The 26,530-nt window shown below is 73.2% G+C and carries 26 protein-coding genes; 15 read left to right on the top strand and 11 right to left on the bottom strand.

Features of this window, described 5'->3' with window-relative positions; translation table 11 throughout:
- Positions 1-32 precede the first annotated feature (32 nt).
- Positions 33-1,382 (top strand): ABC transporter permease, encoded by a 1,350-nt coding sequence (locus ACIOSR_RS09390; protein WP_402752455.1) that lies wholly within the window; start codon positions 33-35, stop codon positions 1,380-1,382.
- Between the two features lie 19 nt (positions 1,383-1,401).
- Positions 1,402-1,635: a hypothetical protein gene (locus ACIOSR_RS09385; RefSeq protein WP_173152398.1), complete on the top strand. Its 234-nt coding sequence runs from the start codon at positions 1,402-1,404 to the stop codon at positions 1,633-1,635.
- A 23-nt stretch (positions 1,636-1,658) separates the two neighbouring features.
- Here the strand turns inward: ACIOSR_RS09385 and ACIOSR_RS09380 are convergent, their stop codons facing one another.
- Both ACIOSR_RS09380 and ACIOSR_RS09375 read right to left on the bottom strand, forming a co-directional pair.
- Positions 1,659-1,958 (bottom strand): hypothetical protein, encoded by a 300-nt coding sequence (locus ACIOSR_RS09380; RefSeq protein WP_056048172.1) that lies wholly within the window; start codon positions 1,956-1,958, stop codon positions 1,659-1,661.
- Between the two features lie 127 nt (positions 1,959-2,085).
- Positions 2,086-2,583 (bottom strand): 8-oxo-dGTP diphosphatase, encoded by a 498-nt coding sequence (locus tag ACIOSR_RS09375; protein WP_402752454.1) that lies wholly within the window; start codon positions 2,581-2,583, stop codon positions 2,086-2,088.
- A 133-nt stretch (positions 2,584-2,716) separates the two neighbouring features.
- Between ACIOSR_RS09375 and ACIOSR_RS09370 the strand changes: the two genes are divergently transcribed.
- From ACIOSR_RS09370 to ACIOSR_RS09350, 5 genes are all read left to right on the top strand, one after another.
- Positions 2,717-3,070 (top strand): hypothetical protein, encoded by a 354-nt coding sequence (locus ACIOSR_RS09370; RefSeq protein ID WP_043596433.1) that lies wholly within the window; start codon positions 2,717-2,719, stop codon positions 3,068-3,070.
- A 49-nt stretch (positions 3,071-3,119) separates the two neighbouring features.
- Positions 3,120-3,650 (top strand): hypothetical protein, encoded by a 531-nt coding sequence (locus ACIOSR_RS09365; RefSeq protein ID WP_402752453.1) that lies wholly within the window; start codon positions 3,120-3,122, stop codon positions 3,648-3,650.
- Positions 3,651-3,745: 95 nt separating this feature from the next.
- On the top strand, positions 3,746-4,030 hold the full coding sequence (locus ACIOSR_RS09360; protein WP_402752452.1) for a hypothetical protein: 285 nt from the start codon (positions 3,746-3,748) through the stop codon (positions 4,028-4,030).
- A 20-nt stretch (positions 4,031-4,050) separates the two neighbouring features.
- A complete protein-coding gene (locus ACIOSR_RS09355; RefSeq protein ID WP_402752451.1) occupies positions 4,051-6,159 on the top strand; it encodes a S9 family peptidase in 2,109 nt (702 codons plus the stop codon).
- 5 nt (positions 6,160-6,164) lie between these two features.
- Complete coding sequence (locus tag ACIOSR_RS09350; protein ID WP_402752450.1) at positions 6,165-6,704, top strand: DUF1697 domain-containing protein; 540 nt, start codon at positions 6,165-6,167, stop codon at positions 6,702-6,704.
- A 46-nt stretch (positions 6,705-6,750) separates the two neighbouring features.
- Here the strand turns inward: ACIOSR_RS09350 and ACIOSR_RS09345 are convergent, their stop codons facing one another.
- Positions 6,751-8,361 carry a CHAD domain-containing protein gene (locus tag ACIOSR_RS09345; protein WP_402752449.1) on the bottom strand — a complete coding sequence of 537 codons (1,611 nt, stop codon included), beginning with the start codon at positions 8,359-8,361 and terminating at the stop codon, positions 6,751-6,753.
- A 74-nt stretch (positions 8,362-8,435) separates the two neighbouring features.
- On the opposite strand from ACIOSR_RS09345, the gene ACIOSR_RS09340 reads away from it, so the two are divergent.
- Positions 8,436-9,791 (top strand): hypothetical protein, encoded by a 1,356-nt coding sequence (locus ACIOSR_RS09340; protein ID WP_402752448.1) that lies wholly within the window; start codon positions 8,436-8,438, stop codon positions 9,789-9,791.
- A gap of 93 nt (positions 9,792-9,884) precedes the next feature.
- Here ACIOSR_RS09340 and ACIOSR_RS09335 read toward each other — a convergent pair whose 3' ends face one another.
- On the bottom strand, positions 9,885-11,642 hold the full coding sequence (locus ACIOSR_RS09335) for a pyruvate dehydrogenase (protein WP_402752447.1): 1,758 nt from the start codon (positions 11,640-11,642) through the stop codon (positions 9,885-9,887).
- An 83-nt stretch (positions 11,643-11,725) separates the two neighbouring features.
- Here ACIOSR_RS09335 and ACIOSR_RS09330 point away from each other — a divergent pair, with 83 nt between their 5' ends.
- Both ACIOSR_RS09330 and ACIOSR_RS09325 read left to right on the top strand, forming a co-directional pair.
- A complete protein-coding gene (locus ACIOSR_RS09330; protein WP_056048200.1) occupies positions 11,726-11,998 on the top strand; it encodes a mycoredoxin in 273 nt (90 codons plus the stop codon).
- A gap of 7 nt (positions 11,999-12,005) precedes the next feature.
- On the top strand, positions 12,006-13,043 hold the full coding sequence (locus tag ACIOSR_RS09325) for an NAD-dependent epimerase/dehydratase family protein (protein WP_402752446.1): 1,038 nt from the start codon (positions 12,006-12,008) through the stop codon (positions 13,041-13,043).
- 188 nt (positions 13,044-13,231) lie between these two features.
- Here the strand turns inward: ACIOSR_RS09325 and ACIOSR_RS09320 are convergent, their stop codons facing one another.
- The gene (locus ACIOSR_RS09320) at positions 13,232-13,627 is read right to left on the bottom strand and encodes a VOC family protein (protein WP_402752445.1); all 396 of its coding nucleotides are present in this window, start codon (positions 13,625-13,627) and stop codon (positions 13,232-13,234) included.
- A 154-nt stretch (positions 13,628-13,781) separates the two neighbouring features.
- Here ACIOSR_RS09320 and ACIOSR_RS09315 point away from each other — a divergent pair, with 154 nt between their 5' ends.
- Entirely contained in the window at positions 13,782-14,735 is a 954-nt protein-coding gene (locus ACIOSR_RS09315) for a hypothetical protein (RefSeq protein WP_402752444.1), read from the top strand.
- A 55-nt stretch (positions 14,736-14,790) separates the two neighbouring features.
- On the opposite strand, the gene ACIOSR_RS09310 is transcribed toward ACIOSR_RS09315, so the two are convergent.
- The 3 genes from ACIOSR_RS09310 to ACIOSR_RS09300 all read right to left on the bottom strand — a co-directional run bounded on the left by ACIOSR_RS09310 (position 14,791) and on the right by ACIOSR_RS09300 (position 20,082).
- Positions 14,791-16,923 (bottom strand): DEAD/DEAH box helicase, encoded by a 2,133-nt coding sequence (locus tag ACIOSR_RS09310; protein ID WP_056048208.1) that lies wholly within the window; start codon positions 16,921-16,923, stop codon positions 14,791-14,793.
- A gap of 380 nt (positions 16,924-17,303) precedes the next feature.
- Complete coding sequence (locus ACIOSR_RS09305) at positions 17,304-18,776, bottom strand: FAD-dependent oxidoreductase (RefSeq protein WP_402752443.1); 1,473 nt, start codon at positions 18,774-18,776, stop codon at positions 17,304-17,306.
- 109 nt (positions 18,777-18,885) lie between these two features.
- Positions 18,886-20,082: a phosphotransferase family protein gene (locus ACIOSR_RS09300; RefSeq protein WP_123571814.1), complete on the bottom strand. Its 1,197-nt coding sequence runs from the start codon at positions 20,080-20,082 to the stop codon at positions 18,886-18,888.
- 119 nt (positions 20,083-20,201) lie between these two features.
- Between ACIOSR_RS09300 and ACIOSR_RS09295 the strand changes: the two genes are divergently transcribed.
- Both ACIOSR_RS09295 and ACIOSR_RS09290 read left to right on the top strand, forming a co-directional pair.
- Positions 20,202-21,278, top strand: coding sequence for an aromatic acid exporter family protein (locus ACIOSR_RS09295; RefSeq protein WP_402752442.1), 1,077 nt, complete (start codon positions 20,202-20,204; stop codon positions 21,276-21,278).
- 9 nt (positions 21,279-21,287) lie between these two features.
- Positions 21,288-22,244: an alpha/beta fold hydrolase gene (locus tag ACIOSR_RS09290; RefSeq protein WP_267659525.1), complete on the top strand. Its 957-nt coding sequence runs from the start codon at positions 21,288-21,290 to the stop codon at positions 22,242-22,244.
- On the opposite strand, the gene ACIOSR_RS09285 is transcribed toward ACIOSR_RS09290, so the two are convergent.
- Positions 22,241-22,981, bottom strand: a complete 741-nt coding sequence (locus ACIOSR_RS09285; RefSeq protein ID WP_277960215.1) for a triacylglycerol lipase — start codon at positions 22,979-22,981, stop codon at positions 22,241-22,243. The two genes, ACIOSR_RS09290 and ACIOSR_RS09285, sit on opposite strands and share 4 nt — an antisense overlap.
- Positions 22,982-23,000: 19 nt before the next feature.
- Entirely contained in the window at positions 23,001-23,375 is a 375-nt protein-coding gene (locus ACIOSR_RS09280) for a hypothetical protein (protein ID WP_056048233.1), read from the bottom strand.
- Positions 23,376-23,706: 331 nt separating this feature from the next.
- Between ACIOSR_RS09280 and ACIOSR_RS09275 the strand changes: the two genes are divergently transcribed.
- Both ACIOSR_RS09275 and ACIOSR_RS09270 read left to right on the top strand, forming a co-directional pair.
- A complete protein-coding gene (locus tag ACIOSR_RS09275) occupies positions 23,707-24,246 on the top strand; it encodes a Dps family protein (protein ID WP_082460542.1) in 540 nt (179 codons plus the stop codon).
- Between the two features lie 85 nt (positions 24,247-24,331).
- Positions 24,332-25,513 carry an NAD(P)/FAD-dependent oxidoreductase gene (locus ACIOSR_RS09270; RefSeq protein WP_402752441.1) on the top strand — a complete coding sequence of 394 codons (1,182 nt, stop codon included), beginning with the start codon at positions 24,332-24,334 and terminating at the stop codon, positions 25,511-25,513.
- Between the two features lie 127 nt (positions 25,514-25,640).
- Here ACIOSR_RS09270 and ACIOSR_RS09265 read toward each other — a convergent pair whose 3' ends face one another.
- The gene (locus ACIOSR_RS09265) at positions 25,641-26,513 is read right to left on the bottom strand and encodes an SMP-30/gluconolactonase/LRE family protein (RefSeq protein ID WP_402752440.1); all 873 of its coding nucleotides are present in this window, start codon (positions 26,511-26,513) and stop codon (positions 25,641-25,643) included.
- Between the last annotated feature and the right edge of the window lie 17 nt (positions 26,514-26,530).

Genomic DNA, 26,530 nt, shown 5'->3' with positions numbered 1-26,530 from the left:
GAACACGACCGAGAGCAGGAGGGCGCGGCACCGTGGCGACCACGACGAACCAGACGACCACGGACGACGCGGGAGGGCCGCCCAAGCCCGAGCTCGGACGGTACCGTCGCTGGTACTCGACCCTCCACCCGTCGCTGCAGCTGATCGGCCTGCAGCTCTGGCTGCCGCTGTTCTTCATCGTCGGCTTCTGCCTCTGCTACATCGCGGCCTTCCACGCCCCCCACCCGCACGACGTCCCCGTCGCGGTCGTCGGGTCCTCGTCGGCCGCCGCCGACCTGCAGACGGGCCTCGACGACGCCCGCCCCGGCGTGATCGACGTCCGCGCCTACGGCTCCGCCGACGAGGCCGAGGAGGCGGTGCTCGCCGGACGCGTCGCCGTGGCCTACGACCCGGCCGAGACCACGATCTACACCGCGAGCGCCCACCAGTACCAGGTCGCCGCCCTCATCCCGGCGACGATCACCCCCGTGCTCGAGGCCCAGGGGGTCACGCCCACCGTCACGGACCTGGCACCGCTGCCCGCGAACGACGAGTACGGCACCGTGTCGATGTACCTCATGCTCTCGTGGTGCATCGGCGGCTACATGGTGGCGATGTTCATCGGGCTGATGGGCGCCCCGCTCCGCCACCGCACCCGGATGACGGTGATCGGCGTCGGCGGCGGCGTGATCTCGCTCGTGACGAACGTCCTCGCCGGACCGGTGATCGGGGCCGTCGACGGGCACTTCGTGCCGCTCTTCTTCATCGCCTGGGCCTGGATCATCGCCATCGGCCTCGCGGTCAACGGCATCAGCTACTTCGTCGGACGGTTCGTCGCCCTGCCCGCGATGATCGTGTTCGTCTTCCTGTCCATGCCGTCCTCGGGCGCCGCCTACCCCGCATGGTTCATGCCCCAACCGTTCGCGTGGCTCAACGCCGTCGTGGTCGGGAGCGGCATCACCGAGATGCTCAAGCGCGTGCTCTACGGCGTGGGCCCCGGCTACGGCCGCGGCGTGACGATGATGCTCTGCTACGCCGCTCTCGGCATCGTGCTGATGCTCGTCGGCAAGCGCTGGTGGGAGAGCCGCCGCATCGCCCGCATCGTGTCCGGCCGCACGACGATGTTCGCCGACGCCCAGAACGCGAACCGCGAGTTCCTCGTCGCCGAGCGCGACGAGGTGCTCGCCCGCCACGGCCTCGTGGCGACGGACACGGGCACGATCAACACGATCCCGGCGGACGAACGCGACGACCTCGGTGACCCCGGCGAGCGGGGCGACATGTTCCTCGGTGCACCCGGCGGACTCGAGAACGACGAGCTCGCGACGCGACCCGTGCGCGTCGTCCCGAGCGACCGCACAGGGTCGGGGCACCCCAGGCGCGAGGACGGCGTCGCGCGCTGAGGCGGTACCCTCGACGCTCGTGACCACGACCACCCTGCACCGCCTGCTCGTCGCCCTCGCCGTCCTGCTGCTCGTCGCGGCCGGGGTCCTCTACGTCCTCTCGGTGACGCTGGCACCGCAGGGCGGTCCCGACGTGGCGGCGCGCTTCGTCGGCTACGCCTGGTTCGCGGTCGTCGGTGCCGTGCTCACCGGCGTCGTCGACTTCTTCGTACGCGCGGGTCTGTCGCGCACCGGGACCCGACGCGGACGCTGACCCCGCGGGACGGGGTGTCGGGCTCAGACGAGTCGTGCCTCGGCGGTCGAGGCACGTCGCTCGGCCAGCTCGATCGCCGCGAGGCGTTCGATGCGCTGCCACCGCGCGGCCGTGGCGGCCATGCCCGCGACGAGGGCGACCACGCCGAGGCTCGAGAGCGCCAGCAGGACGCCGCCGAAGGCGGCCCCCACCACGACGACGACGAGGCCGAGGGCCCAGGCCACCGCGGGCAGCCAGAGCGGCAACGACAGCTGGCGGGGCGCCACGGCGGTGCGGGCCGGGCTCCGGAGCGTGGTCGTGGTCAGGCCGTCGTAGCTGGTCATGTCGCTCCCCGTGAGATCCGTCCGACGGCGGGGATCTCCCCGTGATCCGTCTCGGAACCGACCCTAAGCGGAGCACGGCGCCACCGCGCCCCCCTCTGCGAGGGCCAGGCGCCCCGGCCGGAACGCCTCAGGGGCCGGCGTGTTCCGGCGGCAGGGGCGCGTCGGAGGCCACCGTCGCGAGGTCGGCCGCGAAGACGAACGTCCGGGCGACCCGTCCCCCGGCGAGCACACCGGGCAGCCAGTGCGACGCGTCGTCCCACATCTCGTCCAGGGGCAGCTCGTCGAGGTCGAACCACCGTGGGACCAGCTCGTCACTCTCGGCGGGGTCGCCGCGCCACGCGGTGACGACGAAGACCGTCGACCGCTGGCTCCAGCTCTCACGGTGCGGGAAGAGGTAGAGCAGGTCGCCCCTCCGGTCGAGGTCCGACGCGAGCACCTCGACGCCGCTCTCCTCCGCGATCTCGCGGACCACCGCCTCCTGCACGCCCTCGCCCGGCTCGAGCTTGCCCCCGAGGCCGACCCAGTGCCCCGTGCCGAGTCCGCGCTTCTTGCGTCCCAGCAGGACCTGCCGACGCCCCTCGTGCTCCCGCAACAGGTAGGCGACGCAGACGCGGTAGACCGGCATGCCGGAAGGCTACCGGCTGTCGTCCCGCCCACAGGGCGGACGGCAGGAGGGCGGACGGCGGGACGGCGGACGGCAGGAGGCGCGGGCCGCGTCCCCGGGAACCGCACGACGCCTCGCGCGTAGGCTCGTCGGCATGTCCGAAGCACGATCGAGCGGGAGGCGACGCCCCGGGCCCGAGTTCCGCGGCGCCGGCCGGAGCCTCGAGGTGCTGCGCGCCGAGGCCCACGACGAGCTCTCCGCCCTGATCGAACTGCGCTGCCGCAACGGCGAGGACCCCTGGGACGTGATCCCCGGGCTCCCCACCGTCGACGAACAGGTCGTCATCTCGCTGCGGGCCGACGCCCTGGGCACCGACGGCGTGCCGACCGCGACGGGGCTCGGTCTCGCCGACGAGCTCGGCTACCTGCGCACCATCGCGTTGTGGCACCCCGAGCTGTCACGGGCCGTCTGGTCGCTCATGGGGCGGCTCGACGACGCCTCTCGCTGACCGCGCCTCGCCCGACCCGGCTGTCGGTGGTCCGCCGTAGCGTGGCCCCATGAGCTGGTGGGACGTCGTGACCGTGACCGTGGGTGCCTTCGTGGGTGCCGGGGCGGCGTTCGCGTCGAACCTGCTCGTGCGGCTGATCGAGTCGCGGCGGCGCGAGGCGTCGGCCCTCAACGAGCTGATCACCGAGATCCACTTCCGGCGCGTGCTGCGCCGGGTGGCGCCGAGGCTCAGCCCCAACCCCCGCGCCCTCGACCCCGTCTACGAGCAGGCGCGTCATTCGATCTCGGCCCTGCGGGGCGAGATCCGGCGAGCGCGACGGGCGCTCCGTCCTCGCTCGTCGGCCCTGCCCGTGCTCAACGAGATGACGCTGGCGTGCAACACCTTCCTCGACGACAGCGACGACGCCCCCGAGCGCTATCGGCTGCACCTCATGCAGCTGCACGCGCGCCTCAACGCCTCGGTGAGGCGGCTGCGCTCTGACCGCCGGTCCATCTCCGACCTCGAACCCGGCGAGGCGCACCTCGGCGCCACCGTCCAGGGGTTGAGCGCGCCGACCACGGTCCTGCCCGTCGACGACTGACCGCCGCCGGGTCGGACGCCGACCCGCGTCAGGGCCGGCCGACGACCGACGGCCTGGCCGGACGTCACCGAGGAGGCGCGGGTACCGTCCCCCGCATGAGCGACCGCGACCAGACCCCGGCCCCCGACACCACCCCCCGCGACGACGCGTCCGGCGCGAGCGAGACGGTCGACCCGGTCGGGCACGACGTCGACGCGACGTACACCGTCCCCGGGACGCACTCCGAGTCGGCCGCCGAGAAGGCCGGCACCCCCGAGCAGGCGATCGACGAGGCCCGCGAGGGCGAGGCGCCCGACCCGGCCGACGTCCACGTCGCCTCGGACGAGTACCCCGAGGTGCCGGCCTTCAACGGCATCACGGCCAGCGACCGCTCCGTCTGAGCCGCCGTTAGGCTCGGGTGATGGCCTCCGTTCCCGCTCCCCGTGCCCCCCAGAAGCCCGTCACCCGGTCGCACCACGGCCACGACTTCGTCGACGACTACGAGTGGCTCCGTGCCAAGGACGACCCCGAGGTCGTGGCGCACCTCGAGGCCGAGAACGCGCACACCGAGGCCGAGACGGCCCACCTCGCCGGTCTGCGGCAGACGGTCTTCGACGAGATCAAGGGCCGGGTGCAAGAGACCGACCTGGGCGTCCCGGTCCGTGAGGGCTCGTGGTGGTACTACTCGCGCACGGCCGAGGGGCAGCAGTACGGCATCCACTGCCGCGCTCCGATCGCCGGGCCCGACGACTGGACTCCCCCGTCGATCGAGGCGGGCGAGGCCGCCGAGGGCGAGCAGGTGCTGCTCGACGGCAACGCCGAGGCCGAGGGGCACGACTTCTTCTCGATCGGCAGCTTCGACGTCTCGCCCGACGGCTCCCTGCTCGCCTACGCGGTCGACGTCGAGGGCGACGAGCGCTACACGCTGCGCATCCGCGACCTGGCGACCGGCCGCGACCTCGACGACGTGGTCACCGGCACGGCCGCCGGCGCCCTGTTCGACGCCACCGGTCGCTACGTCTTCTACCCCACCGTCGACGAGTCCTGGCGCCCCGACACCATCTGGCGTCACGAGGTCGGGCAGCCCGGCGACGACGTCACGGTGTTCACCGAGACCGACGACCGCTACTGGATCGGGGTGGGCCTCACACGCAGCCGCCAGTACCTCGTCGTCGACGTCGGGTCGAAGATCACGAGCGAGACCTGGCTGCTCGACGCGGCCGACCCGACCGGCGAGTTCCGGGTCGTCTGGCCGCGCCGCGAGGGCGTCGAGTACGACGTCGAGCACGCGATCGTCGCAGGCAGCGACCGCCTGCTCATCGTCCACAACGACGGCGCCGAGAACTTCGAGCTCGTCGACGTGCCGGCCGACGACCCCACCTCGACGACCGACCGCCGCGTGATCGTCGAGCACCGCGCCTCCGTCCGGCTCGAGTCCGTCGACGCGTTCTCCGGCCACCTCGTGGTCGAGTACCGCCGCGACGCGCTGCCGCGCTTCGCGGTCGTGCCGCTCGGTCCCGACGGCTACGGCGAGGTCTCCGAGGTCGGCTTCGACGAGCCGCTGTTCGCCGCCGGCGCGGGCGGCAACCCGGAGTTCCACCAGCCGACCGTCCGCTTCGGGTACACCTCGTTCGTCACGCCGTCGACGGTCTTCGACCTCGACGTCCGCACGGGCGAGCGTCACCTGCTCAAGCGCCAGAACGTGCTCGGCGGCTACGACCCGGCCGACTACGACCAGGCCCGCGAGTGGGCCACGGCGAACGACGGCACCCGCGTGCCCGTCTCGCTCGTCTGGCGCCGTGACGCCGTCCCCGCCGAGGGGCCCTCGCCCGTGCACCTCTACGGCTACGGCTCGTACGAGCACAGCATCGATCCGGGCTTCAGCGTCGCCCGCCTGTCGCTGCTCGACCGCGGAGTCGTCTTCGCGGTCGCCCACGTCCGCGGCGGCGGCGAGCTGGGACGCTCCTGGTACGAGGACGGCAAGACGCTCACCAAGAAGAACACCTTCACCGACTTCGTCGCCGTCGCCGACCACCTGATCGCCGAGGGCCGCACGACCCCCGAGCTGATGGTCGCCGAGGGCGGCAGCGCGGGCGGCCTGCTGATGGGCGCGGTGGCGAACATCGCCCCCGACCGGTTCGCCGGCATCGTCGCGGCCGTCCCGTTCGTCGACGCCCTGACGAGCATCCTCGACCCCGACCTGCCGCTCACCGTGATCGAGTGGGACGAGTGGGGCGACCCCCTGCACGACGCCGAGGTCTACGAGTACATGCGCGGTTACAGCCCGTACGAGAACGTGCGCGACGACGTGACCTACCCGCGCATCCTCGCCGTGACCTCGATCAACGACACCCGGGTGCTCTACGTCGAACCCGCCAAGTGGGTGGCGCGGCTGCGCGAGGTCGACGCCCCGGTGCTGCTGAAGACCGAGATGTCGGCCGGGCACGGCGGCGTCAGCGGACGGTACGAGTCCTGGCGCGAGCGGGCGTTCGAGATCGCGTGGATCCTCGACGTCCTCGGGCGGGCCTGACGAGCGTGGACCACGTCGCCCTGCTGCGGGGCGTCAACGTCGGCACGGCCAAACGGGTGGCCATGGCCGACCTGCGGCGCGTGGCCGCCGACCTCGGCTTCGAGCGCCCCGAGACGCTGCTCAACAGCGGCAACCTGGTGTTCGGGGCGTCGTCGCGGCTCGGTGCCGACGACGCCGCCGGGTTCCGGGCGGCGATCGCCCGGGCCACCGGCGTCGACGCCGACCTGGTGCTGCTCGACGCCGAGCGCTTCACGCGGCTGGCCGTGGCGAACCCCCTCCGACGCGAGGAGCGCGAGCCGAAGCTGCTGTCGGTCGCGTTCGCCGAGGTGCCGGGCGCGCTCGACGGGGTGGCGCCTCCCGACGTCGACCTGGGCGACGAAGAGATCGTGGTCTCGCCCGACGCCGTCCGCCAGTGGCTGCCGGCAGGCGTGCTCGCCTCGCGGGTGCCGGCGGCCTGGTGGCGGGGGCTGCCGACTCCGGTCACGGCCCGGAACGACGCGACCGTGCGCAAGCTCGAGGCGCTGCTCGCCCGCCGCTCCGCCTGACCCCTTCCGCGCCCTAGGTCCGACGTCAGAGGTCGGCGTCCCGACGTCAGAGGTCGGCGGCGGCGCGGCGGAAGCGGCGGAGGGCGTCGTCGGCACGGGCGGACTCGAGGGTGGCCAGCACGCCGTAGCCGAAGGCGTCCTCGTCCGACCGGTTCGCGAGCGTCGCGACCTCGCGCATCGTCCGCACCGCCGCGAGGGCGTCGCGGTGCTCGCCGAGGGCGTCCTGGACGGCCTCGGCCCGGCGGGCCCGGCCGCGGCCTGATCCGCTGCGGGGACGGTCGGCCTCGAGGGCGTACCGCAGTCGTCGGGCGGCCTTCCGCGCGTCGTGCAGGACCGGGAGCGCGTCCACGGCGCCTGCGCGGTCCGTCGCGTCCACGGCCGCCAGCCCTGCCCGGACCGCCCGCCTCGTCCGCTTCCGCTCAGCCCGCAGCCGCGCGGCCGAGAGGTCGGCGGCCGGGTCGGTGGCGTGGTCCCCCGTCGCCGGGGCCGCCACGATCGCGTCGACCGCGTCCAGCAGGTCGAACCAGGCGCCCGAGTCGAGCAGGCGACGCACGTCACCGACGGCCTCGTCGAGTCGTTCGCCGAGCCGGGCGTCGATCCGCCCCGTGACCTGGGCGGCCACGAAGCCCTCCGGAGCCGAGGAGGCGCGGGTCGCCACCCGGCCTCGCGCCACCTCGACGTCCCGAGCGGCACCCGAGACGTGGCCGACGTGGCGGGCACCCGCCACGACGGCGGCGGCGAGCCCGGGGTCGAGGACGCCGTCCCACACGGTCAGCAGGGCGCGCAGTCGCCGGGTCGTGGTCCGCAGCCGATGGACCGCATCCGGCCGGCCGTCGCGCACGGCGGCGTCGACCGCGAGCAGGTCGTCACGGAGACCCGTGGCGGCGGACGCCACGAAAGCCGCGGCGGACTTCTTCTTCGGGGCCGGGGTGGCCGGGGCAGGCACGACCGTCGAGGCGGCCCCGCCGGTGCCGTCGCCCGACGCTGCCGGCACAGCGAATTCGGAGCCCAGCCCTCTGGCCAGCTTCGACTTCGACGACGAGAGCGACGCGCCGGCCGCCTCCAGCCGCTCCGCGACCGCGTCGAGCAGCCGCTCGCCCTCGTCCTCGTCGACGCCCGGCGCGAGCTCGACCTCCCATTCGCGCCAGGTGCGCAACACGCCCGTGTCGGGGTTCGACGCCCGCACGACGTCGTCGGCGAGTTCGGCCAGCTCGCGGTCCGAGCCGTCGAGCAGGCGGGTCACGGTGCGCGTCGTCTCGAGTCGGAGCACGGGGTGCACCGGCCGGCCCCGCAGCCGCGCCTCGACCAGCCGGCGCAGGGCGTCCGGCACGGGCTCGCCGGGGTCGCCGAGCGGCCAGTGGACCTCGCGGCGCCCGGTCGTGCCGGCCGACGGCGGCAGCTTGAGGTGCCATCCCGCGTCGCCACCGCCCTCGCGCCTCCTCAAGGTGGTCCGGGCCCCGAGCAGCGTGTGGTCGACGGTGTCCCAGTAGGTCGCGGCGAGCTCGACGGGGTCGTCGTGCCCCACGCCGTCGACGACGAGCGCCTCGGCGGCGTCGCTCCCCACCCCGACAAGATCGGGCACCCCGGCGCTCTCGTGGACGTCGTACTTGCGCTCGATCTCGGTCTGTTCGGTGCGGTGCGGTGATGCGGGGCTCATGCCTCCGTTCTAGTCGGGAGGCCTGGTGGCCGGCCCTCCGGACCCCGCGGGGCGGCCCGGCGTAGGGTCGTCGCATGAGCGATGTGGCACCGATTCTTGCCGGATGGATGGCGCGTCAGCGCTGGTACGCGACCAAGGGACGAACGCCCGCCCTGCGGGTGATCGGATCGTTCGAGGCCGAGGTGGACGACGCCCTCACCATGACGCTGCTGATCATCGACGAGGCGGCGGACGTCCCCGTCCTCTACCAGGTGCCCCTCGTCAGCCGCGCGACCCCCCTGCCCGGCGGCGACGCGGCCTTCATCGGCTCGGCCGACGGACGCTACCTCTACGACGGTCCCCACGACCCGGCCTACGCCCGGGAGTTGCTGCGCACCATGTCCGCCGAGGCGCACGTGGTGGGTGCCGACGTCACGGTCGACGGCACGCGAATCGTCGACCCCGGGCAGGTGCGTCGCTCGCGCGTGCTCTCGGGCGAACAGTCGAACACCTCGATCGTCTACGACGTCGAGGGCGGCCCCGTCGACCAGGTCATCGCGAAGGTCTTCCGGGTGCTGCACCACGGCGACAACCCGGACGTCACCACCCAGGCCGCCCTGACCCGTGGCGGGTCGACGCACGTCCCCTCGTCGTTCGGCTCGTTGCGCGCGACCTGGCCCGACGTCGGGCGCGAGGGCGGGACGGCCACCGGCCACCTCGCCTTCTCGCAGGAGTTCCTCCCCGGCCTCGAGGACGCCTGGCGCGTGGCCCTCACGGCGGCGGCCGACGGCACCGACTTCACGTCCGAGGCCCACGCGCTCGGCGTGGCCGTGGCCGAGGTCCACGCGACCCTCGCCGCCGACCTGGGCACGGTCCCCGCGGGCGACGACGAGATCGCCGGGGCCCTGACGAGCATGCGTCGACGCATCACGACCGCGTCGCGCGAGGTGCCGCAGATCGCCGAGCACGCCGCCGCGATCGGAGCCGTCTACGACGCGGCCGAGCACCTGCACTGGCCCGACCTGCAGCGCATCCACGGCGACCTCCACCTCGGTCAGGCCCTGCTCTCGCCCGAGCGCGGCTGGATGCTCATCGACTTCGAAGGCGAGCCCCTTCGGCCGATGCCCGAGCGCTCGCGCCCCGACCTGCCGATCCGCGACATCGCGGGCATGCTGCGGTCGTTCGACTACGTGGCCGGTTCGCTGGCGCAGGAGGCCGTCCCGGTGGACGCCGCGGCCTGGGCGCACGACGCCCGCCGCGCGTTCGTCGACGGGTACGTCGCCTCGTCCGGCGTCGACGTCCGGGCCGCCCGCGCCCTGCTCGACGCGTTCGAGATCGACAAGGCCGTGTACGAGGCGATCTACGAGAGCCGCAACCGGCCGGACTGGATCGACATCCCGCTCGCGGCCGTCGCCCGGCTCGCCGCACGCAGCGCTCCCGCCGCCGGCTGAGCCGGGCGGGCAGGGTCGCCAGGCGTCCCCCGCGTGGCGGGCCGCGCCTCCTGAGCCCTCGGCAGCGAGGGGGCAGGAGGCGCGGCGTCGACCTCAGGGACGCGGCACGTTGCGCAGGTTCGACCGCGCCATGGCCACGGCCTCGCCCGCGCCGCCGTTCATGACGATCTTCGACATGGCGAGCGAGAAGCCCTTCACCTGGGCGCCCGTGATCGTCGGGGGCAGCGAGAGCGCCTTCGGGTCGGTCGCGATGTCGACGAGCGCCGGACCGTCGTGTTCGAAGGCTGCCTCGTAGGCCGCCCGGAGGTCGCGGGGGTCGTCGACGTGGACGGCGTGGATGCCGATGGCGCGTGCCACGGCGGCGTAGTCCGTGTAGGGGACGTCGACGCCGAAGTCGGGGAACCCGTCGACGAGCATCTCGAGCTTGACGAGGCCGAGCGTCGAGTTGTTGAACACGACGATCTTCACCGGCAGCTGGTACATCTGCGCCGTGACGAGTTCGCCCATCAACATGGACAGCCCGCCGTCGCCCGAGATCGAGACGACCTGGCGATCGGGGTAGGCCATCTGCGCACCGAGGGCGTGCGGCAGGGCGTTGGCCATCGAGCCGTGCAGGTACGAGCCGAAGATGCGCCGCCGCGGGGTCGGGGTGACGTAGCGCGCGGCCCAGACGTTTCCCATGCCCGTGTCGGCCGTGAAGATGGCGTTGTCGGCCGCGACCTCGTCGAGCAGCGAGGCCGCGTACTCGGGGTGGATCGGCCGCATCTTATCGACGTTCTTCGTGTACGCCCCGACCGCGCCGGTCATCAGCTTCTCGTGCTTCTTGAGGGTCTTCTCGAGGAACCTGCGGTTCTTCTTGCGTGTCACGAGCGGCATGAGCGCCCGGAGCGTCGGGGCGATCGCCCCGTGGACGGGCACCTGCACGTCGGCGCGACGACCGATCACGGCGGCGTCGACGTCGACCTGGGCGATGGTGACCGTCGAGGCGTCCGGCAGGAACTGCGGGTACGGGAAGTCGGTGCCGAGCAGCACGAGCAGGTCGGCGTCGTGGATGCCGGCGTGGGCGGCACCGTAGCCGAGCAGGCCGGTCATGCCGACGTCGAACGGGTTGTCGTACTGGATGACGTCCTTGCCCCGCAGGCTGTGCCCGATCGGGGCACCGACGAGGTCGGCCAGGGCGATGATCTCGTCGTGCGACCCGCGACCGCCCTCGCCGACGAAGAAGGCGACGGTGTCGGCCTGGTTCACGGCATCGGCCAGGGCCTGCACGTCGTGCCGGTCGGGCACGAGCTCGGGCGGGCGGACGCTGACGTAGGCGGGCACCTTGCCACCCGCGTCGAGTTCGGCGATGTCGCCCGGCAGCGTGATCACGCTGACGCCCTCGCCCGCCAGGGTGTGCCGGATCGCGCTGGCGACGACCATCGGCGACTGCTCGGCCGTCGAGATCATCTCGCTGTAGCCCGAGCACTCGACGAAGAGGCGGTCGGGGTGGGTCTCCTGGAAGTAGTCCGAGCCGATCATCGTGCTCGGGATGTGGCTGGCGATGGCCAGGACCTTGGCACGGCTGCGGTTGGCGTCGTAGAGCCCGTTGATGAGGTGCAGGTTGCCCGGGCCGCACGACCCGGCGCAGACGGCGAGCTCGCCGCTCATCTGGGCATCGCCCGAGGCCATGAACGCCGCGGCCTCCTCGTTGCGGACGTGGATCCAGTCGATCCCGCCCTTCGCCGAGCCGCCCGTGCGACGCACGGCGTCGACGATCGGGTTCAGGCTGTCGCCGACGATGCCGTAGATCCGGCGGACGCCGGCGGTGACGAGCTGGGCGATGATCTGGTCGGCGACCGTGTCTGCCATGGTGTTCCCTTCGTGGTGCGTGCTGGTACGCCTCCCAGACAACTCCCCCGGCGCTCACCGCCGACCGGGCTTAACCTGGGGTCATGAGCGACATCGCGAGCACGTACGTCCCCGAGTCCGGCACCATCACCATGTTCAGCACCTCGTGGTGCGGCTACTGCGCCCGCCTCAAGCAGCAACTCGGCAAGCAGGGCATCGCCTTCACCGAGGTCAACATCGAAGAGGTCCCCGGCACGGCCGAGATCGTCGAGAAGGCCAACGGCGGCAACCAGACCGTGCCGACGATCGTCTACCCCGACGGCTCGACGGCCACGAACCCCTCGCTCGCCGACGTCCAGGCCAAGCTCGGTCTCTGACGCCGTCATGGGCCCGACCGGCACGACCTCCTCGGCACGTCGCCCCCTGCGGCTGCTGATCCTCGGCGGCACCGCCTGGCTCGGTCGGACGATCGTCGAGGCCGCCCTCGCCGGCGGCCACGACGTCACGTGTCTCGCCCGCGGGTCGTCCGGCGACGTCCCCGAGGGCGCGGCGTTCGTCCGGGCCGACCGTCGCACGCCCGGGGCGTACGACGCCGTGCTCGAGGGCGGACGACGCTGGGACGCGGTCGTCGACCTGAGCCGCGACGCGTCGCACGTGCGTGACGCCGTCTCGGTGCTCGAACCGGCCAGCGCCTCCTTCGTCTTCGTCTCGAGCGTCAGCGTCTACGCCGACACCGCGACCACCGGGGCGGACGAGACGGCGGCCCTCGTCGACGCCGACGAGTCGGACTACGGCGGGTCGAAAGTCGCGGGCGAGCGCGCCGTCGTCGAGGCGTTCGGCGCCGACCGGTCACTGCTCGTCCGGGCGGGCCTCATCGGCGGACCGGGCGACCACACGGGCCGCACGGGCTGGTGGCCGCTGCGCTTCGCCCTGGCCGCCGCGTCCTCGGAGCCCGATCCCGTGCTCGTGCCCGACGTGCCCGGCCTCGACGTGCAGCCGGTCGACGTCCGGGACCTGGCGAGCTGGATCGTCGCGTCCGTCGAGCGAGGTCTCTCGGGGACGTTCGACGCGGTGGGTGATCGGCAGTCGCTGGCCGACCACCTCGCGGTGGCGCGTCGGGTCGCTGGGCACACGGGCGAGGTCGTACCGGTCGACGAGGCCTGGCTCGACGCACACGGGGTCGGGCCGTGGGCCGGGCCCCGGTCGATGCCCCTCTGGGTGCCCGTCGCCACGCACGCGGGCTTCGGCGCCCGGTCAGGAGGCGCGGGCCGGGCCGCCGGGCTCGTGCCGCGCCCCGTGGACGAGACGCTGCGCGACGTCCTCGCGTGGGAACTCTCGCGTCCCGGCCCGGCCGGCCCCCACGGCGCGGGGCTCGAGCCCGCCGACGAACGCGAGCTGCTCACCGCCGCCCGCGACCGCTGAGGCCGACCCGCGCTCTGCCGGTATCTGCATGCCGCGCCCCGCTCGTCGCACGCCACCCCGCCGCCCGCCGCCCGCCGTCCGCCAGCCGCCGCCCGCCGTCATGCAGCGCACCGCGTTCCGTGCAGCACGCCCCCTCTAGTCGCGGTGCGGTGCACGAATCGCGGTGCGATGCCGGCAGGCGGCCCGTGTCAGTTCTGTGCGGGCGGGGCGAAGAACTCGATCTGGTTGCCGTCGGGGTCCTTGATCATCAGGGCGTGGCCGAAGTCCGCGTCCTGCAGGTCGGACTCGATGCCGACCGACGTGGCGTGCTCCTGCCAGGCGACGACGCCGTCACGATCGGTCACGGCCAGGCCGATGTGGTCGAGCCCGGGAACGGTCGGGTCGAAGGCCGCGCTCGATCCCCCGGTGTAAGCCGTCACCCCGAGGATCTGCCCGTTGCCGACGGAGAAGATGCGGCGGTCGAGGCCGTCGAGTTCGATGCGGCCGACGGGGCCGGCGCCGAGCAGCTTCTCGTAGAAGGCGAGGCTCGTGTCGAGGTCGGAGACGGTGATGGCGACGTGGGCGTAGCCGGAGAGTTCGGGCATGGGGTGCTCCTTCGGTGGTCGGGTGTTCTCCGACCCACCGAACTCGCCTCGACTGAGAACGGCCTCTCGTCCCGCGCCCCGCCGTCCCCCGCATCCCTCCACAGGGTGGCGAGATCCGATCCCGGAGTCCGCTCGCGCCCGAGACGATCGACGCGTGACCACCGACGAACGAGACCTTCGTTCCCTCCTCATCCGCTCGCGGTTCGACGATCCGTCGGAACGCCGAGCCCACGCGCGTGGCGAACTCGTGCGCGTCGCGCCCGGACGCTACGTCGAGTCGGCGGCCTGGCGGGGCCTGCGCCGCGAGGAACGCCACGCCGTCCGAACGGCGGCCGCGGTCGGCCGGATGCGTGACGCGGTCGTCGTCTCCCACACCTCGGCGGCCGCGGTGTGGGGCATGCCGGTGCTCGGCCCGCCGCTCGCCCGCGTCTCGACGACCGACCCGGCGCGCGCCCGGACCCACACGGGTGCGCACGTGACCAGACATGCGGCACCGCTGCTCTCGGACGAGATCACCAGTCATCGGGGTCTCCTCGTGACCACGCCGGCCCGGACGGCCGTGGACGTCGCTCTGAGCGGGACACGCAGCCAGGCCGTGGCCGTCCTCGACCACTGCCTGCGACGTCGGTTGTGCACGCTGGCCGAGTACCAGGCGTGCCTGCTGGGACGAGACCGTGTCCGGGGCTCGACCCGCGCCTCCTGGGTCGCCGAGTTCGCCAGCCCCCTGGCCGGTTCCGCCGGCGAGTCGGTCTACCGGGTCGCCCTGGACGGTCTCGGATTCCCGGCACCCCGTCTCCAGGAACGTCACGTCGACGACGAAGGGCTCATCGGGTTCACCGATTTCGGGTGGGAGGCCTACGGCGTGTACGACGAGTTCGACGGCTTCGTGAAGTACCTCGACCGCGAGATGCGGCACGGGCTGACGGCGGAGGAGATCGTGGTCCTCGAGAAGGTCCGTGAAGACCGGCTGAGGGGGCTGCCCTACGTGAATCGGGTGACACGAACCGTCTGGCGCGATCTCGCGCGTCCGCAGCGGATCGTCACACGGCTCGAGCGAGCCGGCCTCCCGCGCGTCCACACCGCGAATCGTGCACTGCACCGTGACTAGTCGGGGTGCCGTGCACGAAACGCGGTGCGGCGCGGTGCGGCGGGGTGAGGGCGGGTCAGGCTTCGAGGGCCTCGGTGAGCAAGGCGACGAGGGCCGAGAGCTGCACGTCGACGGAGTCGACGACCTCGGAGTCGTCGCCGTCGAGTGCCCGGGCGGCGAGGCCGGCCTTGCTGTCGATCAGCTCGGCGATCTTCGTGTCGATCGTCTGCGCCGCGATGACGCGCCACGCCGTGACCGGCTCGGCCTGGCCGATGCGGTGCACGCGGTCGATGGCCTGCGTCTGCTCGGCGTCCGTCCACGACAACTCGGCCAGCACGACGTTCGAGGCGACCTGCAGGTTGAGCCCCACGCCGGCCGCGGTCAGCGAACAGACGACGACCTCGACCTCGGGGTCGTTCACGAAGGCGTCGATCTGGCGCTGACGGACGGCCGGGGTCTGGTCGCCGCGGATCGACGAGTACTTGATGCCCCGCTTGGCGAAGGTGGCCTCGGCGACGTCCATGACGTCGATGTGCTTGGCGAAGAACACCACCTTGCCGACGTTGCGGGCGAGCTGGGCGGTGTAGTCGGCGGCCAGGCCGGCCTTGGCCTGACCGATGCGGCGCACCATGCTGAAGACGTTCTCACCCGTGCTCGACGCGCTGGCGTCCTCGAGCTCCCACTTGGCGACCTGGCGGACGAGGTCGTGGTCGATGCCCTCGACGCGGACGCCGGACGTGCGGGTGGTGAGCGCGGTGCGGTACTTCTGCACCATGCGGCGGGCCAGCTCGCGTTCGGCGTCGCGGATGGAACGGCCCACCTCGTCGTCGAGCTCGACCGGCAGGTCGGCGATGCGACGGGCGGGGATGTCGGAGGCGACGTCGACCTTCTTGCGACGGACGATGCCGAGGTCGATCACGATCTCGCGCGCCGACGAGAAGAACCCGGGATCGGCGGGGGTCAGGCCGACCTCTTCGAGGCGCTCCATCAACTCGGCGGCGGGCTTCTTGTCGCCGATCCAGCCGAGGAACTCCCAGATGGCGCGGAAGTCCTCGATGTCGTTGATCAACGGGGTGCCGGTCAGCGCCATGAGCAGCGGGTGGGCGGTGCGCGACCGGATGCGCTGGGCGAGCTGCAGCACGTGCCGCGACCGCTGCGATTCTTTGTTCTTGATGAAGTGGGCCTCGTCGACGATCATGCCCTTGAAGCCGAGCTCGCCGAGCCAGCCGACGTGACGGTCGAGCACCTCGTAGTTGACGATGACCACGTCGGCGAAGGCGTCGAGCTTCTCGCCGTCGCCGTGGATGACGGTCGCCGTGCGCGTCGGCGTCCACAGCTGGACCTCGCGGGCCCAGTTCGTCTTGACGACGTTCGGCACGACCACGAGCAGCGGGTACGCGGCGGCCGCCTGGGCGGCGAGCAGGGCCTGGGCGGTCTTGCCGAGGCCGGGCTCGTCTGCGAGCAGGTAGGTGCGGTGGCCCTGGCGGGCGGACTCGACGAGCTGTGCCTGGTGGTGCATCAGGGTGGCGCCCGCGGGGGCGTCGACCGTGGTGGGCTCGGGCAGCGGCATGCAGGCCGAGCCTCCCCCGGCGCCGTACTCGAAGGACTTGAACAGGGGGCCGAAGAGCTCCCAGTTCGCGAGCCGGCGCGGGTGCGCCTCGCGGGCGACCTCGGCGAGCGCGAAGTCGGGCGGCAGGAACGGGTTCGCCAGCTGCCGCGAGATGACCGACTGCGGGACGACCTGTCGCTCGGAGGTCGGCGCGACCGGCGCCGCCTCGGTGACGATGATCTGCTGCTCGGGCTCGAGCTCGAGCCCGGCCGACATCTGCATGTCGCGCTTGAGCGTCTTGGCGGCCTCGCTGACCGTGGCCGCGTCGCCCAGCAGGGTGATCAGCGACGTGTCGCGGGCGGCGGTCTTGGCCAGGATCTGGGCGACGCCGTCGAGGCGCTTCATCTGCTCGGCGCGCTCGGACTCGCTGATGGCCTTGTCGACCTTGACCCGGGCGCGTTCCTCGCGCATGAGCAGGGCGATGACCTGGAACTTGGTGCGGCTCGAGGGCTTCACCTGACCGCGTTGCGCGGCGGCCTCGACCTCGCGCACCGCACGGGCGAGGACGGGGATCAGCCCGTCGTTGTCGACCTCGCGGCGACGGTTCGGACGCTGGGCGGTGCGGGTACCACCCGATTGACGCTGGCCTGGTCGAGCCAAGGCTCCTCCTCGTGGTCGACGCGGGACGTCGACGGTGCTGTGCCGCCGTGTCGGCGGAGGGTGCTGCGCGGGACGCCGAGAGGCTCGGCGACCCGGACGGACGACGACCGAGAGGGTCGCGCCGGATGCGTGCGGGGCGGGGTGCCGCGCGATGGACAGCTGTACCGGCTTCGCGACGGGCGACCTTCGTGGCGGGCAGTCCGACGACGGCACGTGCCCCGAAGCCCCGTCACGCCGAGGTGTCGACTCGCACCGGAGGAGGCGCGGACCGGAGAACACCCGGGCGGTGAAGCTGGGGACAGTTTACGCGTACGACGCGCCGGTACGCCACCAGCGCCTCCTCGTGTCTCGGGGCCCGGTCCCGACGGGCCGGCGACGCATCAGCCGCGACGACGCAGGCCGCGGGTCGCCGGCCCCTCGAGCACGCTGCCGTCGGCGGCGAACCGCGACCCGTGCAGCGGGCAGTCCCACGACCGTTCGGAGTCGTTCCAGGTGACGATCCCGACGAGGTGCGGGCAGATCGCCGAGACGGTGCAGACCTCGCCGTCGACGGTCGAGCGCGCGACGGGGGCGAAGCCGCCCGAGCGGCCCACCTCGCCCTGGCCCTCGGCGGGGGCGACGGCGACCAGACGGCGGGTCATCGCCCCGGCCCAGCCCTTGGCCGCCCACCACGCGTCGGCCGCGTTGATGCCGATCCCCGACGCGATGGCGATCGGCGTCGTGACCCGCCCGTGCAGCGTGGTCATCCAGGGCTGCGGGTCGCCGAGCACGTCCGACACGAGGGTCATCGCGGCCTGGACCGCGTTCGTCAGCCCCCAGTGCTCGTACCCGGTCGCGAGGTAGATCCGACCCCGACCCCGCGGCAGCCAGCCGACGAACGGCACGTGGTGCGGCGTGCCGTAGTCCTGACCGCTCCACGAGTGGGTCGGCCGCGCACCCGGCCAGTGGCGCGTCGTCCACTCGGCGAGGTCGTCGACCATGGCGATCGTCGAGGAGGCGCGACCCACCGGGTGCCGGTTGCCGCCGGTCACGAGGCGGTCGCCCACCGCGGAGAACGACCGGGTGGGGCCGTCGACCGCCTGGTACATGCCGTCCGGCAGGTCGTCGACGCCCTCGAAGGCCAGGCCGTAGGAGCGCTCGCTGCGGAGCTTGGCGAAGTAGAGGCCGCGGTCGAGCACGGGGCTGCCCGTCGTGACGTGCACGCGGCGGCCGCGGACGTCGGGACCGTCGCTGTGGGTGACCGTCGGGTCCGTCGCGTCGACGCCGGTGACGCGCACCCCCTCGACGACGACGCCACCGAGCGCCCGGACGTCCGCCACGAGCGCGACGATCGCCTGCACGGGGTCGAACTGCGCCTGGTCGGGCAACCGGAGTCCGCCGGTCGTGCCGAACGGGAGGTCGAGGCCGAACTCTTTGACGACGGGGAGGCCGGCCTTCCTCGCGACGAGGTACTCGTCGTCGACCGTGGCGATCCCGGCCCGGGTCGTCGCGTAGCTGAAGGCGTCCCGGCGCTCGACCTCGACGCCGGCCTCGTCGAGGTAGTCGACCATCCAGTCGAAGCCCGCGCGGTTGGCCGCGACGTAGGCGTCGACGACGCTCTGGTAGGTGTTCGTGCGGATGCGCTGGAGCTGCCTGCCCTGCAGCAGCGACATCGACGCGGACCCGCTGCCGCTCGCGACGCTGCCGACCGTGCGCGCCTCCAGGACGGCGACCCGGTGACCGCGACGCGCGAACAGCAAGGCGGTGACGAGTCCGGTCAGGCCCCCGCCGACGATCACGTCGTCGTAGACGGTCTCGGGGTCGATCCTGTCGGTGGTGACGTCGGGAGCGGCGTCGAGCCAGGGTGACGGCATGGGGGCCTCCGGGTGCGCGGGTGGGTGCTGCGCGCCACGGTAGGCCCGTCGGCCCGTCCGTGGGTGCGCGGCGGACCCGTCCGTGGGTGGGCGGCGGAGGGACCGGCGGTCAGGCGGGGCGGGCGAGGGTGCCCGCGGCGGCACCGATCAGCTGGACGGCCTTGCGGCGGCCCGTGTCGGTGCCGAGCGTGGCCTGTCCGCCGGCGTGGGCGAGCAGCTGCGACGCGACGCCCGGCGCGAGCCGGTCGGCCAGGCCGGGCAGGCGTTCGACCCAGGCGCGCGTCACGTCGTCGGCGAGGCGTTCGCAGGCCCGGGCCTCGGCCTCGTCGCCGTTGCCCCGGTGCCACTGTCCCGTCACGACCAGATGGGCGACGAGGGCCGCCGCGTCGCGCGCCGGGTGCCCGAGCCCCGCGGTGTCGACGTCGAGCAGACCGGTGACCCGCCACGGCTCGGACGGGTGCACGAAGAGCTGCTCGAGGTGCAGGTCGCCGTGGATCACGGCGAGGGCGTCCGAGGCGGAGGAGGCGCGGCGCCGGTCGATCTCGTCGTAGAGGCCGTCGATCTCGGTCGCCCGGTCGGGCAGCGCGGCGCGCAGCGTCGAGCGGTGCCAGGCTCCGTGGTCGAGGGCGTCGGACTGCGCCCGCGCCACCACGTCGACGCGGGCGATGCGCGTGCCGAGGTCGACCATCTGCTCGACGAACCGCGGGTCGTCGACGAGCTCGACGACGCGCTGCCCGGCCGGCACCCCCGGGACGCGTTCGAGGACGAGCAGGCCGTCCGCCCGCGAGGCGAGCACGGCGGGCACCGGCAGCCCCTGCGCCCGGAACGCCTCGTGCAGGGCGACGATCGGTGCCACCCGGTCGGGGCGGACCACCTTGAGGAAGACGGTGGTCTCGGCGGCGTCGAGTCGGATGACGGCGCGCTTGCCGGGTCGGTACGCCGCGACGCTCAGCCGCGGTTCGGTGACGACGACGCCGAGCGCCGCGAGCGCGTCGGCCACCCGGTCGGGATACGTGGCCCCGGCGAGCGCCGGCAGCATCGGGTCGGCCGGGTAGGCCCAGACGGCGAGCGGCTGACCGGTGGTCGGGTCGCGGGTGAGCACCGAGGACTCGTCGGCGGCCCGGGTGTCGGTGTCGATGAAGGTCAGCACGGTCGAGGTCGCGCCGACCGGGTCGACCGTGTCGACCTCGTAGCCGTAGAGGAACCCGGCGCCCGAGGGCTCGACCGAGTGGGGTCGGAAGGCGACGACGGTCAGCCCCGAGTTCGCGAACGCGGCGGGGAGCACCTCGGCGGAGTTGGGCCACACGAGGAGGCAGTCAACCAGCAGCCGGACCGATCGGTGGGGAGGCGCGGGCGGGGTGACCGTTTCGTGACCTGTCGCGACGTCGCGACGCGGGCGGCGCCTCCCCGTCTACCCTGGAGGGCGTGAAGGTCGTCTCGCGCATCCGGCAGACGAAGCGCACGCCCCTGCTCCAGGTGGTGAAGACGAGCGTCGCGGTGATGGCGGCCTGGTTCGCCTCGGTGGCCCTGTTGCAGCAGCCCCTGCCGATCTTCGCCGCGATCGCGGCCCTGCTCGTGGTGCTGCCGAGCGTCAACCAGTCGTTCGTGCGCGGCCTCGAGCGCAGCGTCGGCGTCATCGCCGGCGTGCTCATCGCCTTCGCGGCCGGCCAGCTGTTCGGCGACGCGACCTGGATCGTGCTGGCGATCGTCGTGGTGAGCCTGCTCGTGGCCTGGGCCTTCCGGCTCACGCCGAGCTCGGCGAACCAGGTGCCGATCTCGGCGATGCTCGTGTTGGCGATCGGCGCCCAGACCCCCGACTACGCGCTCGACCGCGTGCTCGAGACGATCATCGGTGCGGCCATCGCGCTCGCGATCAACGCGTTGATCGTGCCTCCCGTCGCCCTCGCCCCCGCGCACCTCGCCGTCGGACGGCTCGCGCGCGACATCGCGTCCGTGCTCGACGAGACCGCCGCCGTGCTCGACGAACCGGTCGACGGGTCGCGGCTCGCCACGGGCCTGACCAGGGCCCGCGAGCTCAGGGTGGCCCAGGCCCGGGCGGTCGACGCGGTCACCGCGGGCGAGGAGAGCCTCCAGCTCAACCCCCGTGCGAGCCGCAACCGCAGCGTCCTCGAGGCCGACGCGGCGCTGCTGCGGCGCCTCACCGTGCTCGTCAACCGGGTGGTGGGCATGGTGCGGTCGGTCCACGACAACTACGACCCCGGGCTGTCCGACGACCCCGTGGTGCAGAGCATCGCCGAAGACCTCCGACGAGCCGCCCACGACGTGCGCCTGCTGGCGCGGACCACCGAGGAGGCGCTGTCGGCCGGGCGCGCCTCCCGCCTCCCCGACGCCACCGGCGGTCCCGCGACGGGCACCGCGCACGACGACGGCCCGGCGCTCACGTCGCCGGTGAGCGTGCTGCGCCCCGACCCGGACAACTGGGTGCTGGTCGGGTCGCTGCTCGAGGACCTGCGCCGCGTGCGCGAGGAGATCATCGGGTAGCATCCGACGATGCGACGGGGCCGGGCGACAGGGGTGGCCGACCCGACCCTCGACCGCTACGCCCCGTTCGCGCTGGTCACCGAGCCCGGTGCCCTCGGGCTCACCCGCTCGACGATCGAGACGGCGCACGGCCGGACGGTCGTGCACCACGCGACGGCGTCGGCCGACCGGTCCTCGCGCCGCCGGGCGACCGTCCTGCTGCACGGGGCGGCTGGTTCGTGGACGACGTGGACCCCCCTGCTGCAGGCCGCCCGCGAGGTGGACGCGGTCGTCTCCCGCCCGGTGCTGATCGACCTGCCGGGGTGGGGCGCCTCGCCCGAGCCGGACCCGGGCCTCGACGTCGAGTCGGCCGCCGCCGTGGTGGTCGAGGTCGCCGAGGCACTGGGCGTCACCGAGTTCGACCTCGTCGGTCACTCGATGGGCGCGTTCGTCGCCCTGCACCTGGCCGCCGTCCGACCCGACCTGGTGCTCAGCGTCTCGGTCGTGTCGGCCACGTCCTTCTCGGCGATCGACGCCGTGACGCACCCGGTGCGGGGCCTCGTGCGGTTGCCGGCCTTCACGCTGCTGCGGGCGGCGTTCGGGGTGCTGCCCCGCGCCTCCGCGTCCCTCCTGCGCGGCGCGGCCCGCATCGGACTGCTGCGAGCGCTGTCGTCGCCCGTGTTCCGCCACGTCGACCGCGTCCCGCGCTCGGTGCTCGAGGCGTTCGTGGCCGAGCTCAGGCCCCGGGGCTTCCTGGCGGCCTCGAGGTCGGGGCAGGGGTACGACGCGACCCGGTGGCGAGGCATCGACTGCGACGTCGCCGCCGTCAGCGGAGCCGACGACGTCTTCGCCCGGTCGTCCGACCTCGACCGCCTGGCCGGCGTCGTGCGGCACGCCCGGACGACCCTGCTCGCCGACTGCGGGCACTTCGCCCACGTCGAACGGCCCCACGAGACCTTGCGGGCCCTCGGCTGGGTGGAGGGCTAGGACGCCTCGGCCGACGCCGCCGAGCCCGCCCCGGCCTCGACCTCGCGCACGATCATCGCGACGCACCGCGCGTGGCCCAGCGGCCGGAAGTGGCCGTCGACCGGGAACTCGAGGTTGACGGCCCCCGGCAGGACGCTGCCCTCGGTGACGTGGGCGTCGAACCGCGACGCCATCGACGTGATGGTCCCGTTCGCCTCACGCTGTCCGGCGAGCCGCAACAGGTCGGCGTCCCGGGGCGAGAAGGGCCTCAGCGCCCTGACCGGCAGCACCCTCGCCCAGCGCGACCCCGAGAAGGGACTGTTGACCGTCACCATGCGGGTGATGCGTCGCTCGGCGTCGGTCGAGACCATCATGGTCTTGCCGACGAGCCCGCCCTTGCTGTGGGCCAGCACGACGACGTCCCGCAGGTCGTGGGCGTCGAGGATGCGTTGGGCCACCTCGGCGGTGGCCGCGATCGGACGACGGTTGTGGCCCATGCCGGGCACCACGACGATCGGGTGACCCCGATCGTTCAGCCGGTCGGCCACGGGTCGGAGGAAGCGCCAGGTCTCGTAGACGCCGGGCAGCAGCAGGACGGGCTCACGGTCGCCGTGACGGTAGCGGGCCGGCACCACGCGGCCCGAGCGCGGGACGAGGTGCACCCACCAGACGTACCGGTAGTCGAGCACGACCGTGCGGACGAAGCGCCAGAGGCCGACCCGGCGCCGTCCGTGGCCGCGCGACGGTGTGGAGCTCATGCCGCCACGGTAGGCGACGTCAGGCGGCGGTGCCCACCAGGGGCAGCTCGCCCCAGGGCTCGCCCTCCGGCCAGGCGATCGACTCGACCGCGGCCCGGGCCATCTCGAGCGTGACGTCCCAGCGGCCGCAGATCGACGCCCACGGCGGCGGGAACTCCGACGCGTCGTCGAGCAGCGCCAGGGCGAGTCGCCCGAGTCCCGCGCGGGCGGCCGCGCTCGCCGCGTCCGGCAGGGAGTCGGTCAGCCCGTGGACGACCCTCACCCGGTGGGCGAAGTCCATCTGCTCGATGTCGTCGAACGCCCCCCAGGCGCTCTCGATCTCTCGTCGCAGCCTCGTGATCTCGACCGCGTCGAAACCGTGACGGTCGGCGCGTCCGGGTACCGCTCGTGCCATGTCAGCCCCCCTCAGAGCATGGCCACGGATCGGGTACCCACGGCCGGGCGTCGGCTTCGGTGCCGATGCAGGCGAACATACCATCCAGTACGGTCCGGGCTCCAGCACCCTCGATCACGAGTGGATCACGGCGGCGAGCGACCCCCTGGACCGGCTCGGGACGGCATGCGCCGGCGACCCCTCCGGGTCGACGCGCCCGACGTCCCCGGACCCGCCGCCGGTCGAGCTGTCCCCCGAAGGCTGAGCCGTCGCCCGGGACCACGGTCTACCGTCCACGTCGCACCCACCGGTGCGACGACTCCGCACGAACCCACGACGAACGGGAGACATCATGTTCCAGGGATCCGACCAACTCCGCGACAACATGCAGAAGGTCCTCGTCGACCTCATCGAGCTGCACGTCCAGGGCAAGCAGGCGCACTGGAACCTGCTCGGCTCGAACTTCCGCGACCTCCACCTGCAGCTCGACGAGATCGTCGACGCGGCCCGCGAGTTCAGCGACGAGGTGGCCGAGCGCATGCGCGCCGTCTACCTGATCCCCGACGGCCGTACCTCGACCGTCACCCGCGGCACGAGCCTGCCCGAGTTCCCCGCGGGCCCCGTCGAGACCACCGCGGTGGTCGACCTCATCGTCGACCGCATGTACGCCGTCACCGGCACGATGCGCACGGTCCACGACGACGTCGACGACGAGGACCCCACGACGGCCGACGTGCTGCACAGCATCCTCGAGCGCCTCGAGCAGCTCGCCTGGATGACCGGCGCCGAGAACCGCCACCCCGAGAAGGACGCCCGCCAGGACGACACGCGTCAGCGTGACGAGGACGCCGCGGCCGAGGGCCTCGACCGCGTCGGCGCCGTCGCCAACTGACCCGACCACCTCACGAGGGCACCGTCCGGGAGCGCGCCACCCGCGCCTCCCGGGCGGTGCCCTCTCTCGTCGAGAGGACGACCCCATGACCGAATCGTTCGACCACGTCATCGTGGGCGGCGGCATGACCGCCGACGCCGCCGCGAAGGCCATCCACGACACCACCCCGGACGCGTCGGTGCTGATCGTCAGCGCCGACGTCGACGCGCCGTACACGCGCCCGGCGCTGTCGAAGAAGCTCTGGACCGACCCCGACTACACCGAGGCCGACAACGCTCTCGGCACCGTCGCCGACTCGGGTGCCGAGATCCGGCTGCGCACGCTCGTCGAGTCGATCGACCGCGAGGCCCGCACCGTGACCACCGACCGCGGCGACGTGATCGGCTACGGGGCCCTGTTGCTCGCCACCGGAGGCAGCCCCGTCGCCCTCGACCTGCCGGACGACGACCGCGTCGTGTACTTCCGGACCGCCGAGGACTACCGCCGACTCCGCTCGCTCTCGGGCGGCGGCCGGCACGTCGTCGTCGTGGGCGGCAGCTACATCGGCACCGAGCTCGCCGCGGCCCTCGTGCAGAACGACACCCGCGTGACGCTGGTCTTCCCCGACGACGTCCTCGGTGGGTCGGTGTTCCCCGCGTCCCTCGCCTCGTCGTTCGAGAAGAGATTCGAGGAGGCGCGGGTCGAGCTGGCCCGCGGACGTCGCGTCGAGAGCGGCACGGCCGACGACGCCGGCGTCCACCTCCGGCTCGACGACGGGTCGACCCTCGACGCCGACGCGGTCGTCGTGGGGCTCGGCATCTCGGTCGACGACCAGCTCGCGGCCGACGCGGGTCTGGCCGTGGACGACGGCATCGTGGTCGACGAGCACCTGCGGACGAGCGACCCGAACGTGTTCGCCGCCGGCGACGTGGCCTCGTACCCGGACGCGATCCTCGGGCGCCGCCGCGTCGAGCACGTCGACAACGCGAAGTCGCAGGGCCCCGTCGTCGGTCGCAACATGACCGGCGCCGACGAGGTCTACGACCACACGCCGTACTACTACTCGAAGGTCTTCGACCTCTCGTACGAGGCCGTCGGCACGCTCGACGCGTCGCTCGAGACGATCGTCGACGCCAAGGGCGAGGGCGAGGCCGTGGCGTACTACCTGGGCGACGACGGCGCGGTCGAGGGCGTGCTGCTCTGGAACGTCGAGGAGGCGCGTGACGCGGCCCGGGCCGTCATCGCGGCGGGCGTCGTGCCTCGCGACGAGCTCGTGGGGCGCATCTGAGGACGCGCCGTCGGCACGACGACGCCCGCCCGATCGGCTGATCGGGCGGGCGTCGTCGCGTCAGAGGGTCGTCGGAGGGGCGACGGGCCGGGCGTCCCCGGGGGGCCGGCCCGCACGGGCCGCGGTCTCAGCCGAACAGGAACGGCGGGCGGGCCGCCCGGTCGAGGTCCAGCGCGAAGATGCCACCGCTCAGCGGGAACTCCTCGAGCTGTTCGTCGCTCAGCCCCTCGCGGGCCGACAGCACGAACAGCGTCCGCAGGTCGTCACCACCGAAGCCGATGCCGGTGACGTTCGGCACCGGGAGCGTGATCTCGTCGACGAGACCACCGTCGACGTCCAGGTGCACCACCTTGCCCTCGCCGTAGATGGCACCCCAGAACTCTCCGCGCTCGTCGCGGGCCAGGCCGTCGTGGGCGCCCTGCGACGAGAACGGGACGAGCTCGCCCAGGGTGCCGTCGGCATCCCACGAGGCTCGGTAGATCGTGTCGGTGCCGGTGTCGGTGAGGTAGATCTCGCTGCCGTCGTCGTTCCACTCGAACCCGTTGGTCGTGGCGAAGTCGTCGCGGAGTTGCGTGAGCGTGCCGTCCGGGGCCACGCGGTAGAGACCGGCCACGGGGCTGCCCTCGGGGTCGGTCGCACCGACGACGAAGGCGCCGAACGGGTCGCACTTGCCCTCGTTGAGGCGCAGGCGCTCGTCGGCGTGGTCGACGGTCGCGATCGTCCGCTGCTCGGTCCCGTCGTCCCGCATGACGACGACGGTGTCGTCGAGGGCCGCGATCAGGCCACCGCCGCGCCGACGCTGGAAGCTCGGCAGGGGCGGGTCGACGACGACGGTCGTGTCCCTCGTGCCGTCGGCCGAGGTGCGGTGCAGGAGGCCGTTCGTGATGTCGGTCCAGACCAGCTCGTGGGCGTCGACGTCCCAGACGGGACTCTCGCCGAGCGTGGCCTTCGCGTCGAAGAAGAGGCGGGGTTCGGACGTGGTTCCGGTCGGAGATGCCATCGTCCCGGTCTACCCGC

This window comes from Frigoribacterium sp. NPDC087798 (assembly GCF_044742985.1).
Lineage (GTDB): Bacteria > Actinomycetota > Actinomycetes > Actinomycetales > Microbacteriaceae > Frigoribacterium.
The sequence above is the reverse complement of the archived record's forward strand: the minus strand, read 5'-3'. Positions and strand labels throughout refer to the sequence as shown.